Genomic DNA, 12549 nt, shown 5'->3' with positions numbered 1-12549 from the left:
CGCCCCTCGCCTCAGCCCAGCCTGATCGCGTCCCCCACCGCGACCCGGCCGGGCACCAGCACCTGCGCGTACACCCCCGCGCAGGGCAGCGCGGGCATGCCCTCCAGCGGGACCAGGCGGTTCCGCTCGGCCGGGACGCGCAGGGCGGACGTGCTCCGGGGCAGCGGGCCGTGCCGCAGGGTCGGGACGGCGCAGCGCGGCGTGGGCACCACGACGCGCAGCCGCAGCGCCGGCCCGATCGCCAATTCCCGCCCCACCCAGGCGTTCTCGACGTACCCCTCGCCCTCGGTGCGGATCACCAGGTTCGGCCGGTAGCGCTCCGCCTCGGCGCCGGTCGCGGCCAGCGTCGAGGTGGTGACCAGGTGCAGCGGGGCAAAGTCGAAGAAGCCGCCGTCCGGCGCGGCCCGGCCCAACTCGTTGACGGTGACGTCGACTTCGGCCTCGATGCCGTGCGCCAGCACCTCCTCCGGCACGGCCCGCTCGATCGTCGCCCCGGGCGGGCGCTCGGCGATCAGGGCGACCTTGCGGCCGAGCGCCGCCGACAGCTCCTCCTCGTCCACGCACCGCCCGTCCGGGTCGGTGATCACCACGCCGCCCGCCGTGGTCGCCGCCGTGTAACCGAGCAGGCCCGCCCACAGCCGCGGGTTCTTGGCGCTGGCGACCTTCCCGGTGTCGAGGTCGAGCAGGGCGCGGCCGCGGTCCCGCTCCAGGCCGCGCCCGTCCACCCCGACCGCCGCCAGCTCCTCCCCCAGCAGCGACTTCACCGGGTAGCGCCGCAGCCGTTCGACCGTTCCGATCCTCATGCCGCGACCGCCCATTCGCGCAGGGCCGCGAAGTCGGCCGCCAGCAGGCCGAGTCGGGGGTTGACGTGGAACGTGAGGGCCGGGGCGGGGTGGTGGGCGGCTATCCAGGCGGTGTCCTGCGGGCCGAGTTCGTCGTCCACCCAGACGAACGGGCGGCCGTCCGCCCAGGCGACCACGTCCCGGGTCTTCCAGTGCAGGCCGTCCGGGTCCTCCCCGAACAGGTCCGTCCACTGGATGTAGGGGAGTTCGGGCAGTCCGAGGTTCGGGCCGATGTGGGTGTTCGCCTCGCCCATCCAGCCGGTGGCCCACACCAGTTCGTACGGCAGGCCGAGCAGTTCCGGCCCGTGCGCCGGGTTCAGCCACACCCGCAGCGGCTTCGCCCGCGCGTGGGAGTAGCGCGCCTGCCGGTCCGCCCACCAGGTCGGGAGCAGGCGGTGGGTGTCGTACCCCTCCGGCCGCTGGGTCTTCGGCGCGGCGTAGGGGTTGAGCGGTCCGTCCACGTCGAGGAGGAGCAGGGGCAGCGTCATGCCGTGAATTCTCCGGCCGCCCCGGCGGATTGACCAGCGGTTTGCGAGTTCACGGCCGGTGCCACAGGTTGCGGGCGGCCAGCAGCGGCAGCACGCCCTCGCCGAACCAGTACGCCTCCTCCAGGTGCGGCATGCCCGACAGCACGAACTCGTCGATCCCCAGCTCGTGGTACTCGGTGATCAGGTCCGCGACCTCCCGGTGGCTGCCCACCAGGGCCGTCCCGGCGCCGCCGCGCAGCAGGCCGATCCCGGCCCACAGCCCCGGGTACACCTCCAGCCGCTCGGCCGAGCCGCCGTGCAGCGCGAGCATCCGCCGCTGGCCCTCCGACTCGCTCTCGGCGAGCGCCCGCTGGGTCCGGCGCACGCGCCCCGGGTCCATTCCGGCGAGCAGCCGCTCGGTCTCCGCCCAGGCCTGCGCGGCGGTGTCCCGGGTGATCACGTGCAGCCGGATCCCGAACCGCACCACCCGCCCGCGGGCTGCGGCGAGTTCGCGGATCCAGCGGACCTTCTCCCGCACCTGGGCGGGCGGTTCGCCCCAGGTCAGGTAGACGTCCGCGGACTGCGCCGCGACCGCGCCGGCCGCCGGGGACGAGCCGCCGAAGTACACCGCCGGCACCGGGTCCGGCAGCCGGTTCAACCTGGCGCGCTCGACCCGCAGATGGGGCCCGTGGTGGTCGACCGTCTCGCCCGCCCACAGCCGCCGGACGATGTCCAGGAACTCCCCGGTCCGCGCGTACCGGGCGTCCTTGTCCAGGAAGTCCCCGTAGGCGCGCTGCTCGGCGGACTCCCCGCCGGTCACCACGTTCAGCAGCAGCCGTCCACCGGACTGCCGTTGGTACGTCGCGGCCATCTGCGCGGCCAGCGTCGGGCTGATCTGTCCGGGCCGGAACGCCACCAGGTACTTCAGCCGCTCCGTCACCTGCGTCAGCATCGCCGTCGTCAGCCAGGCGTCCTCGCACCACGCGCCGGTCGGCGTCAGCACCCCCTCGAACCCCAACTGCTCCGCGCTGCGGGCGACCTGCCCCAGGTACCCGAGGCTCGGCGGCCGGTCCGTCCCCGCCGCCCCCGGCGTGGACCCGTGCCCACCCCCGACGATCTGCCGGCTGTCACCGTTGGTGGGAAGGAACCAGTGGAACACGAGCGACATGATCGGACACACTCCTACGCCGGGTTGCCTGCGGGATGAGGACGGAGACACTCACCGGCAACACGCGGCCGCACACACCCGCACCAGGTCCACGTGCAGACGTCGCACGAGGACACGGCGGGCGGAAGCGGTCATGCGAGCGATTATGCCCGACGACGACGGCCGCCGGCCCTCCCGCGTACGGGAGGACCGGCGGCCGGTGCGCGGCGGGGGCGGATCAGACCTGGCCGGCCTTCTCCAGCGCCTCGCAGCAGGTGTTGATCATGAGGCGGGTGACGACGTAGGGGTCGACGTTGGCGTTCGGGCGACGGTCCTCGATGTAGCCCTTCTGCTCCACCTCGACCTGCCACGGGATGCGGACCGAGGCACCGCGGTTGGAGACGCCGTAGCTGTAGACGTTCCACGGGGCGGTCTCGTGCTTGCCGGTCAGGCGGGACTGGATGTCGTCGCCGTACTGGCTGACGTGCTCCAGCACCTTGTCCTGGGAGGCGCCGAGCGACTCGCAGGCGGTGATGATGGCGTCGTAGCCCTCGCGCATCGCCTTGGTGGAGAAGTTGGTGTGCGCACCCGCGCCGTTCCAGTCGCCCCTGACCGGCTTGGCGTCCAGGGTGGCGTCGATGCCGAACTCCTCGGCGGTGCGGTACAGCAGGTAGCGGGCGATCCACAGGTCGTCCGAGACGGTCAGCGAGGAGACCGGGCCGATCTGGAACTCCCACTGGCCGGGCATGACCTCGGCGTTGATGCCGCAGATCGCCAGGCCGGCGTCGATGCAGCGGTCCAGGTGCAGCTCGACGATCTCGCGGCCGAAGACCTCCTCGGCGCCGATGCCGCAGTAGTAACCGCCCTGCGGGGCCGGGAAGCCGCCCTCCGGGAAGCCGAGCGGGCGGGAGCCCTTGAAGAAGGTGTACTCCTGCTCGATGCCGAAGATCGACTCCTGGGCCGCGTACTTCTCGTCGACCTCGCGCAGCAGGGCGCGGGTGTTGGACTTGTGCGGGGTGCCGTCGGTCTCCAGGACCTCGCACAGGACGAGGATGTTGTCACCGCCGCGGATCGGGTCCGGCACGACCTTCACCGGGTCCAGCACGCGGTCCGAGGCGTGGCCCTCCGCCTGGTTGGTCGAGGAGCCGTCGAAACCCCAGGTCGGGATCTTGTCCGCGTTGGGCAGGACCCGAGTCTTGGAACGGAGCTTCGCGGTCGGCTTGGTGCCGTCGATCCAGATGTACTCGGCCTTGATTGCCACGGCGGTGTACCTCGCATTGCTGGGTGGTGGGTGCCCGCGTAGCGTCGCAAGCCGCCGTTTCCCGGTTGTTCCTCTCGTGTAACGCGGATGTGAACCAACCCTCCGTGGTGGCACGGTCACGGTGCGGGAGTGCCAGGGCTGCGCCCCGGGTGGCGGGAGCGGCACCCGGGGCGCCGGGGTGGCACCCGGGATGGCGCCCGGGGTGGCGCTCCCGCACCGCGAGGGGCCGGGGCTCAGCCCCGGCGGGCGTGCGCGGCCCGGCGGCGCCGGGTGGCCCACAGGGCGCCGGCCCCGCCGGCGACGAGGGCGGCGGCCCCGGCGGCCAGCGGGCCGGTGGCGCTGCTGCCGCCGGTCGCGGCGAGGCCGGCGGCCGGCTTCTCCGACGGGCCGGGCTTCTCGGTGGCGGCCTGCGGGGCGACGGCGCGGGTGGTGGTGTCGGCGACCGGCTGGGCGGTGGCGGCGGTGCCGGTCGGCGCGGGCGACGTCGGGGCCTGGGTCGCCTGGGTCGGGGTCGCACCGGCAGCCGGCGCGGAGGGCTTCTCGCAGCTCACCGAGGCCACGGTGATCTTGCCGGTGACCTTGGCGACGTTCAGGTTCAGCGGGTTCACCTCCACCTGGACCTCCAGGGCGGAGGCGGCCGCGGTGGTCGAGGTGGTGCTCTTCTTGGAGAGCTCCACCGACACGCTGCCGATCAGCGGCACGTCCACCTTGGTCGGCCCGTACAGGCCGATGGTGACGGGCTTGCCGAGCACCGTCAGCTTGGCGGGCGCGACGACGTCGGCGGTCGGCTGTCCGTCGACGGGGCAGGTCGCCTCGGCGCTCATCGCCTCCAGGCCGATCAGCGTGGTGGCGGGCAGCCCGGGGGCGTGCACGTCGGCGTTGACCAGCTTGACGGAGGCGGCGGTGCCCTTGGCGTCGATGCGGGTCACGGCCGTGCCGATGTCGGCCTTGACCAGGGTGACCGGGCCCTGCTGGTCGACACCGTCGACCTTGGCGGTGAGGAGCGAGCCCTCGCGCAGGGCCGGCGTCTCCACCTTGTTGAGCGCGAGGTCCACCGGGACGTCGACCGCCTTGTTCAACAGGCTGACGTCCAGGGCGAGTTCGGCGGTGACGGCACGCGCCTTGCCGGGCGAGGCGGCGGACGACGGAGAGGGCGACGCGGTGGCCGCCGGGGCGGCGTACGCGGGCGGGACGGTGAGCAGCGTGCAGGCCGCGACCACGGCGGCGGCGGAAGCGGCCCGGCGGACGGAACGGGTGGAGCCGGCGGAACGGGTGGAGCTGGTGGAACGGGTGGAGCTGGTGGAACGGGTGGAGCTGGTGGAACGAGAAGACATGGCGGTACCCCCACAGGTGCTGTTGATCCGGAGCGCGCCCAGACGTCACCCGCGACAGGCAGGGAGGGGCCGGCGTTCCGAACGGTGAGCCGCCAGTCTTCTCGAACAGTCCGTCACAGGAGCCACACAGAACGTCATTTCACTCGTTGGAGTGAGATTGACGCCTGCCGCTGACTCCGGTCTGCTACGGCAGTCGCCAGTCCACCGGCTGCGCCCCCTGCCGCGCCAGCAGCTCGTTCGCCCGGCTGAACGGCCGCGAGCCGAAGAAGCCGCCGCTCGCCGAGTACGGGCTCGGGTGCGCCGACTCGATCGCCGGGACGTCCCCGAGCAGCGGCCGCAGGTTGCGGGCGTCGCGCCCCCACAGGATCGCCACCAGTGGGCCGCCGCGCGCCACCAGCGCCCGGATCGCCTGCTCGGTGACCTCCTCCCAACCCTTGCCCCGGTGCGCGGCGGGCTTGCGCGGCGCGGTGGTCAGCGCGCGGTTGAGCAGCAGGACGCCCTGCTGCGTCCACGGGGTGAGGTCGCCGTTGGACGGCTGGGGCAGGCCGAGGTCGCTGCCGTACTCCTGGAAGATGTTGATCAGGCTGGCCGGGATCGGCCGGGTCTCCGGCGCCACCGAGAAGCTGAGCCCGACGGCGTGGCCGGGCGTCGGGTACGGGTCCTGGCCGACGATCAGCACCCGCACGTCGGCGAAGGGCTGCTGGAAGGCCCGCAGCACGTTCGGCCCGGACGGCAGGTAGGTACGGCCGGCGGCCAGTTCGGCGCGCAGGAAGTCGCCCATGGCGGCGACCCGCCCGCCGACGGGCTCCAGGGCGGTGGCCCAACCGGGCTCGACGATCTCGTTCAGTGGACGCGGTGCCATGGTGGCCACCCTATCGGCCTACACCGACAGCGCGTTCAGCGGATGATCATGCATACGAGCCCGGGGCCGACCGGCCCACCGCCGACCACGACGGGCCACCGCCACCGACCGGCCGCTCACCCCACCGGCCGGCCGCGCAGCACCACCAGCCGCGGGTCGGCGAGCACCCGGACGTCCGCCCGCGGATCCTCCCCGTACACCACGAAGTCGGCCGACTCCCCCTCCTCCAGCCCCGGCCGCCCCAGCCACTCCCGCGCGCCCCAACTGGCCGCCGACAGCGCCTGCGCCGGGCTCAGCCCCGCCTTCACCAGCTCCGCCACCTCCTCCGCGACCAGCCCGTGCGCCAGCGAGCCGCCCGCGTCCGTGCCGACGAACACCGGGATGCCGGCGTCGTGCGCGGCGCCGACGGTGGCGTAGCGGCGCTCGTGCAGCCGCCGCATGTGGGCCGCCCAGGCCGGGAACCTGCCCTCGCCGCCGGCCGCCAGGCCCGGGAAGGTGGCGATGTTGACCAGCGTCGGGACGATCGCCACGCCGCGCTCGGCGAAGGCCGGGATCAGCTCCTCGGTCAGCCCGGTGGCGTGCTCGATGCAGTCGATGCCGGCCGCCAGCAGGTCCGGCAGCGACTCGGCGGCGAAGCAGTGCGCGGTGACCCGCGCGCCTTCCTCGTGCGCCGCCGCGATCGCCTCGGCCAGCGCGTCGCCGGGCCAGCAGGCGGCGAGGTCGCCGCGCTCGCGGTCGATCCAGTCGCCGACCAGCTTCACCCAGCCGTCGCCGCGCCGGGCCTCCGCCCGGACGTACGCGGCGAGGTCGCCGGGCTCGATCTCGTGCGCGTAGTTGCGGATGTAGCGGCGGGTGCGGGCGATGTGCCGCCCGGCCCGGATGATCCGGGGCAGGTCCTCGCGCTCGTCGATCCACCGGGTGTCGGCGGCCGAGCCGGCGTCGCGGATCAGCAGGGTGCCGGCGTCACGGTCGGTGAGCGCCTGCTTCTCGCTGGTCTCCGCGTCGACGGCGCCGTGCGCGTCCAGGCCGACGTGGCAGTGCGCGTCCACCAGGCCGGGCAGCACCCAGCCCGTCACCGTCCGGACGTCCTCGGCGCCGGGCGGGCGGGTGAAGCTCACCCGGCCGTCCACGACCCAGAGTTCGTCCCGGACGTCCTCCGGACCGACCAGCACCCGACCCCGGACGTGCAGCACCGCGCGATCGCTCATGGCCCGCACTCTACCGACGGGCGTGTTCCCTGTAAGCAGCAAAGATGCGGCAGACTCGTTCCGGCACCCACCACCCCACGCCCGAAAGGCCGCTACCGTGAGTCCCTTCCTCGACCTCCCCCCGCTCAGCGCCGCCGAGTTCGCGGCGATCGAGGACCAGGTGGCCGCACTGCTGCACACCACCGCGGACGTCATCGTCACCCAGGGTGAGGCGCTGCTGCCGCTGGAGGCCGCGATCCGCGGCGCCGCGCACCCCGGCTCCACCGCGCTCAACATCGTCACCGGCCCGTACGGGCAGACCTTCGGCAACTGGCTGCGCTCCTGCGGGGTCGAGGTCGTGGACCTGGCCGTCCCCTTCGACAGCGCGGTCAGCGCGCAGCAGGTCGCCGACGCCCTCGCCGCCCACCCGGCCATCGACTTCGTCTCCCTCGTCCACGCCGAGGCCGCCACCGGCAACACCAACCCCGTCGCCGGGATCGCCGCCGCCGTCCGCGAGCACGGCGCCCTGCTGATGCTCGACGCGGTCGCCTCCGTCGCCGCCGAGCCGCTGCTCACCGACGAGTGGGGCGTCGACCTGTGCGTCATCGGCGGCCAGAAGGCCATGGGCGGCCCCGCCGGGGTCTCCGCCGTCTCCGTCTCCCAGCGCGCCTGGGAGCGGATCGCCGCCAACCCGGCCGCCCCGCGCCGCTCCTACCTGTCCCTGCTCGACTGGAAGGAGCGCTGGACGGACGCCGGGCGCACCGTGCTCCCGCACGCCCCCGCCCAGTTGGAGATGCTGGCCCTCGGCGCCTGCCTCGACCGGATCGCCGCCGACGGCCTGCCCGCCGTCATCGCCCGCCACCGCGCCGCCTCCGCCGCCACCCGCGCGGGCGCCCGCGCGCTCGGCACCCTCGCCCCGTTCGTCACCGAGGACGCCCACGCGGCCCCCGTCGCCACCACGCTGCGCACCCCGGCCGGCGTGCACGCGGCCGAGCTCGCCGCCCGCCTCGACCCCGCCCTCCCCGTCCAGCCCGGCGGCGGGCCCCTCGCCGCCTCGATGCTCCGTGTCAACCACTACGGCCCCGCCGCCGCCCTGCCCACCGTCCACGCCTGCCTCGCCGCCCTCGCCACCGCGACGGACGCGGACCCGGCCCCGGCCCTGGCCGCCGCGGAGGCCGCCTGGACGGCCACCGTCCAGGACTGACACCACGGCGCCGTCAAGGCCCGAGCACGCGCAGCGGCCCCCGGGACCCTCGGTCCCGGGGGCCGCTCCGTCCCTCCCCCCGACAAGACCCAGCCGCACCCGGCACGGCGGGTTTCGGCCATGGGCTCCCGGCACAGTTCCCGCAGCGTTCATCTGCGCGGCACGCCGATCTCACCGGGGACCGGCAGGCTCCGGCCAGGGGTGAAGTTGGCTATACAACTTCGCCCGGGACGCCGCCGAGGAGGAGACCACCATGACCGAGCTGCCGCCGTACTGGCTGCGCGACAACTGCCCGTGCGCCGAGTGCCGGGACCCCCGGAACGGCCAGAAGCTGTTCCAGATCAACGACCTGGAGGAAGGGCTGACGATCTCCGCGAGCACGGAGATCGACGGCCACCTGGAGATCCTCTGGTCGGGCGGGCACCGCTCGCGGTACCCGCTGGCGTGGCTCGGCGCCGAGCGGGACGGCGACGGGCGGACGGAGGCCGACAAGCGGCTCTGGGTGGCGGCGGACTTCGCCCGCGGCCTCCCCGAGGCGCGGTGGGAGGCGTACCTGTCCGACCCCGCCGAGCAGGCCGCCGTCCTCACCGCCGTGCGCGGCAGCGGCTTCGCGGTGCTGCGCGGGGTGCCGACGGTGGAGCGGCAGGTCCTCGCGGTGGCCGAGAGCTTCGGCTACGTCCGGGTCACCAACTACGGGGAGCTGTTCGACGTCCGAGTCGAGCCGGATCCGAACAACCTGGCGTTCACCAGCGTCGCGATCGCGCCGCACACCGACAACCCGTACCGGGACCCGGTGCCGACGCTCCAGCTGCTGCACTGCCTGGAGAACTCCGCGACCGGCGGCGACTCCGGCCTGGTGGACGGGTTCCGGGCGGCGGCGGCCCTCCGGGAGGAGGCGCCGGCGGACTTCGAGACGCTCACCCGCACGCCCGTCCCGTTCGTCTTCCGCGACCGCCGCACCGAACTGCGCGCCGACCGCCCGCTGATCGAGCTGGACGCGCTCGGCCGGATCCGCGAGGTGCGCTTCAACAACCGCTCGATCGGGACCCTGCGCGGCACCCCCGAGGAGCTGAACGCCTTCTACGCCGCTTACCGCCGCTTCGCCGCGATCACCCTGCGCCCGGAGCTCCAGCTCACCTTCCGCCTCGACCGCGGCGACTGCCTGATCTTCGACAACACCCGCCTGCTGCACGCCCGTACGGCCTTCCAGCAGGACGGCCACCGCCACCTCCAGGGCTGCTACGCCGACCTCGACTCCCTGGCGAGCACCCTCGCCGTGCTGCGCCGCCGCACCGCCGCGCTGGACGCGATCGCCGGGCTGTTCGCGGGCGAGGGCGCCGGGGAGTACCTGGGCGAGGAGGTCACCATGGCCGAGCACATGCTCCAGGCCGCCGCTGCCGCCGAGGCGGCCGGGGTGCCGGACCACCTCGTCGCCGCCGCGCTGCTGCACGACGTCGGCCACTTCTTCGACAAGCACGGCCAGGGTGCGCTGCACGGAAGGGACTTGATGGAGGGTCAGGACAACCGGCACAGCGACACCGGCGCCGACTGGCTGGCGCGGTGGTTCGGCCCGGAGGTGACCGAGCCGGTCCGGCTGCACGTGGCCGCCAAGCGCTACCTGTGCGCGGTGGAGCCGGACTACCGGCAGCGGCTGTCCGAGGCCTCGGAGTACACCCTCGCCGTCCAGGGCGGCCCGATGGACGAGCGGCAGGCCGCCGCGTTCGCCGAACTCCCGCGCGCCGCCGACGCGGTGGCCGTGCGCCGCTGGGACGATCAGGCGAAGGTGGCCGGGGCGCCGACGCCGGGCTTCGAGCACTACCGCCCGCTGCTGGCCGCGCTCATGCACTGACGGCACCGGCCGGCACGCCCGGGAGACGGACCAGGCCCGGCCCCGGGCTCAGTCACCCTCCCGGGCGTGCCGCGAAAGCGCCGACGCGGCCAGCGAGTTGTGGATGCTGAACGCCACCGTCCCGGGCAGGTAGCGGTCCTGGGACCACTCCACCGGAGTGCCGGTCGGGTCCGTCGTGCGCCGCCGTTCGCGCAGCAGCGGGCCGCCGCGGCGGCAGCCGAGGAGCCGGGCGTCCTCGGCGTTGGCGGCCACGATGTCGATGGTGTGGTCGGCGTCGGTGAACAGGATGCCGTGCTCGCGCAGGACCTCGGTGTGCGAGACGACGTCCGCCGGCAGCTCGGCGACGATCTCGCCGACTCGCGGCGGGTAGACGGTCCGCTCGACCATCACGGGCGTGCCGGAGAGGGTGCGCAGCCGGACGGTCACGTACACCTCGGCGCCCGGCTCCAGGCGCAGTTGCTCGCGTTCGGCGGTGTCGGCGGGGCGGCGGACCAGCGAGTCCAGGATGCCGCCGGGCTCCTCGCCCATCGAGTACGCCCAGTGCGTGAAGCTGAGCAGTTCGGAGAAGCTCTGCACCCGGGCGCCCCCGAGCACGACGCGCCGGGTGCCGCGGCGGGAGGTGACCAGCCCGTCGGAGCGCAGGACGGCGAGCGCCTGGCGGACGGTGCCCCGGGAGACGCCGTACTGCTCGGCGAGCGCGCCCTCGGCGGGCAGCCGGCCGGCCTCGCCGTACGCGCCGGTGGTGATGGCCTCGCGCAGGTCGGCGGCGACCTTCCGGTACAGGGCGCCGGGAGCGCGCTCGGCGGGGCGCCCGGGCTCAAGTGCCACGTCAGTCAATGTCCCTCCTGGGGCGGTGTCCTGCGCAGCCGTACCGGCACGGACAGCCCGACCTTATCCCGCTGCGCCTTTGAAGCATCGCACCGAACGGATCACGCTCCGATGGCCGGATTCGACCGTTCCCGCAGCCGACCCCGGTTCTGGGCCGTCCGTTCACCTTCCCGTCATCGGACTCCGGCGTACTTACCTCCGTCAGCGAAGTTGGCTAGTCAACTCGGACGGCCTCGAACGGCTCCGGGCGGCTCCGAACGGCACCGGGCACCTCAGAACGGCTCCGAACGGCCACTCGCACGATCCCCCGATCAGACAACCCCACCGCAGCTCACCCCCTTGCAGTACACCCGATCAGGAGACTGACCCGTGTCCGTGCACCGCGCCCGTTCCGCCGCCTTCGCAGCGGTCCTGACCGCCGCCGCGCTGTCCCTCACCGCCTGCGGCTCCGCCGGCTCCTCCACCGCGAAGTCCGGCGACGCCGCGGGCGGAAAGAGCGCCAAGACCGCCACCTCGGTCGCCGACTTCGGCGGGATGGACGGCCTGATCGCCGCCGCCAAGAAGGAGGGGAAGCTGCACGTCATCACGCTGCCCCGGACCTGGGCGAACTACGGCAAGCTGATGGACGACTTCAAGGCGAAGTACGGCATCGAGATCGAGAGCGAGAACCCGGACGGCACCAGCCAGGACGAGATCAACGCGGTCACCTCCCGCAAGGGCCAGGACCGCGCCCCGGACGTCGTCGACCTCGGCTCGGCCTTCGCGCTCAGCGCCGCCAAGCAGGGCCTGCTGGCCCCGTACAAGGTGACCGACTTCGACAAGATCCCGGCCACCATGAAGAACGCCGACGGCATGCACTACAACGACTACGGCGGCTACATGGCGATCGGCTGCGACGCCAAGAAGGTGTCCGCCTGCCCGAAGACCTTCGCCGACCTGCTGAAGCCCGAGTACAAGGGCATGGTCGCCCTGAACGGCAACCCGACCAAGGCCGGTGCCGCGTTCGGCGCCGTCTACGCGGCCGCGCTCGCCAACGGCGGCTCGCTGGACAACATCCAGCCCGGCATCGACTTCTTCGCCAAGGTCAAGCAGGCCGGCAACTTCAACCCGGTCGAGGTCACCCCGGCGACCATCGAGAAGGGCGAGACCCCGATCAGCATCGACTGGTCGTACCTGAACGCCGGCTACGCCGACAAGTTCAAGGACAAGGGCATCGACTGGCAGGTGGCCATCCCCTCGGACGGCTCCTACGCGCAGTACTACAACCAGGCGATCAACAAGGACGCGCCGCACCCGGCCGCCGCCCGCCTGTGGGAGGAGTACCTGTACAGCGCCGAGGGCCAGAACGGCTTCCTGGGCGGCTACGCCACCCCGGCCCTGTTCGACGCCATGAAGACGGCCGGCACCCTGGACGCGACCGCCGCCACCAAGCTGCCGACCGTCGAGAAGCCCTTCACCACCTTCCCGACCCAGGACCAGACCGACACGGCCAAGAAGACCGTGACCGAGAACTGGGCCAAGGCGATCGCGGGCTGACCTGACGATGACCACGGCTCCCACCCCGGTGC

At 73.5% G+C, this 12549-nt stretch carries 11 protein-coding genes; 3 read left to right on the top strand and 8 right to left on the bottom strand.

The window, feature by feature from the left end; translation table 11 throughout:
• Positions 1 to 11 precede the first annotated feature (11 nt).
• The 7 genes from OG556_RS24720 to OG556_RS24690 all read right to left on the bottom strand — a co-directional run bounded on the left by OG556_RS24720 (position 12) and on the right by OG556_RS24690 (position 7121).
• Complete coding sequence (locus OG556_RS24720) at positions 12 to 803, bottom strand: MOSC domain-containing protein (RefSeq protein WP_371519378.1); 792 nt, start codon at positions 801 to 803, stop codon at positions 12 to 14.
• Positions 800 to 1330, bottom strand: a complete 531-nt coding sequence (locus tag OG556_RS24715; protein ID WP_371519375.1) for a hypothetical protein — start codon at positions 1328 to 1330, stop codon at positions 800 to 802. Before OG556_RS24715 ends, OG556_RS24720 begins: the two co-directional genes overlap by 4 nt.
• A 49-nt stretch (positions 1331 to 1379) precedes the next feature.
• Positions 1380 to 2477 carry an LLM class flavin-dependent oxidoreductase gene (locus OG556_RS24710; protein ID WP_371519372.1) on the bottom strand — a complete coding sequence of 366 codons (1098 nt, stop codon included), beginning with the start codon at positions 2475 to 2477 and terminating at the stop codon, positions 1380 to 1382.
• Between the two features lie 217 nt (positions 2478 to 2694).
• Positions 2695 to 3717, bottom strand: a complete 1023-nt coding sequence (gene glnII / locus OG556_RS24705; RefSeq protein WP_350880359.1) for a glutamine synthetase — start codon at positions 3715 to 3717, stop codon at positions 2695 to 2697.
• A 233-nt stretch (positions 3718 to 3950) separates the two neighbouring features.
• The gene (locus OG556_RS24700; protein ID WP_371519369.1) at positions 3951 to 5051 is read right to left on the bottom strand and encodes an SCO1860 family LAETG-anchored protein; all 1101 of its coding nucleotides are present in this window, start codon (positions 5049 to 5051) and stop codon (positions 3951 to 3953) included.
• Positions 5052 to 5235: 184 nt separating this feature from the next.
• The gene (locus OG556_RS24695; RefSeq protein WP_371519368.1) at positions 5236 to 5913 is read right to left on the bottom strand and encodes a uracil-DNA glycosylase; all 678 of its coding nucleotides are present in this window, start codon (positions 5911 to 5913) and stop codon (positions 5236 to 5238) included.
• Positions 5914 to 6029: 116 nt separating this feature from the next.
• Positions 6030 to 7121 (bottom strand): amidohydrolase family protein, encoded by a 1092-nt coding sequence (locus OG556_RS24690; protein ID WP_371519365.1) that lies wholly within the window; start codon positions 7119 to 7121, stop codon positions 6030 to 6032.
• Between the two features lie 97 nt (positions 7122 to 7218).
• On the opposite strand from OG556_RS24690, the gene OG556_RS24685 reads away from it, so the two are divergent.
• Together OG556_RS24685 and OG556_RS24680 are read left to right on the top strand one after the other, a co-directional pair.
• The gene (locus OG556_RS24685) at positions 7219 to 8304 is read left to right on the top strand and encodes an alanine--glyoxylate aminotransferase family protein (RefSeq protein ID WP_371519362.1); all 1086 of its coding nucleotides are present in this window, start codon (positions 7219 to 7221) and stop codon (positions 8302 to 8304) included.
• 253 nt (positions 8305 to 8557) lie between these two features.
• Positions 8558 to 10153, top strand: a complete 1596-nt coding sequence (locus tag OG556_RS24680) for a phosphonate degradation HD-domain oxygenase (RefSeq protein ID WP_371519360.1) — start codon at positions 8558 to 8560, stop codon at positions 10151 to 10153.
• 48 nt (positions 10154 to 10201) lie between these two features.
• On the opposite strand, the gene OG556_RS24675 is transcribed toward OG556_RS24680, so the two are convergent.
• Complete coding sequence (locus OG556_RS24675) at positions 10202 to 10981, bottom strand: GntR family transcriptional regulator (protein ID WP_371519358.1); 780 nt, start codon at positions 10979 to 10981, stop codon at positions 10202 to 10204.
• Between the two features lie 369 nt (positions 10982 to 11350).
• On the opposite strand from OG556_RS24675, the gene OG556_RS24670 reads away from it, so the two are divergent.
• Entirely contained in the window at positions 11351 to 12517 is a 1167-nt protein-coding gene (locus tag OG556_RS24670; RefSeq protein WP_371519356.1) for an ABC transporter substrate-binding protein, read from the top strand.
• The last annotated feature ends 32 nt before the right edge of the window (positions 12518 to 12549 follow it).

Source organism: Kitasatospora sp. NBC_01300, assembly GCF_041435235.1.
GTDB lineage: Bacteria > Actinomycetota > Actinomycetes > Streptomycetales > Streptomycetaceae > Kitasatospora.
This window is presented reverse-complemented; position numbering and strand designations above follow the sequence as displayed.

What these genes read in the sequence shown, in the direction of transcription:
- OG556_RS24720 (WP_371519378.1), bottom strand. Translation starts at nt 803, where the DNA reads ATGAGGATCGGAACGGTCGAACGGCTGCGGCGCTACCCGGTGAAGTCG.
- OG556_RS24715 (WP_371519375.1), bottom strand. Translation starts at nt 1,330, where the DNA reads ATGACGCTGCCCCTGCTCCTCCTCGACGTGGACGGACCGCTCAACCCC.
- OG556_RS24710 (WP_371519372.1), bottom strand. Translation starts at nt 2,477, where the DNA reads ATGTCGCTCGTGTTCCACTGGTTCCTTCCCACCAACGGTGACAGCCGG.
- OG556_RS24700 (WP_371519369.1), bottom strand. Translation starts at nt 5,051, where the DNA reads ATGTCTTCTCGTTCCACCAGCTCCACCCGTTCCACCAGCTCCACCCGT.
- OG556_RS24695 (WP_371519368.1), bottom strand. Translation starts at nt 5,913, where the DNA reads ATGGCACCGCGTCCACTGAACGAGATCGTCGAGCCCGGTTGGGCCACC.
- OG556_RS24690 (WP_371519365.1), bottom strand. Translation starts at nt 7,121, where the DNA reads ATGAGCGATCGCGCGGTGCTGCACGTCCGGGGTCGGGTGCTGGTCGGT.
- OG556_RS24680 (WP_371519360.1), top strand. Translation starts at nt 8,558, where the DNA reads ATGACCGAGCTGCCGCCGTACTGGCTGCGCGACAACTGCCCGTGCGCC.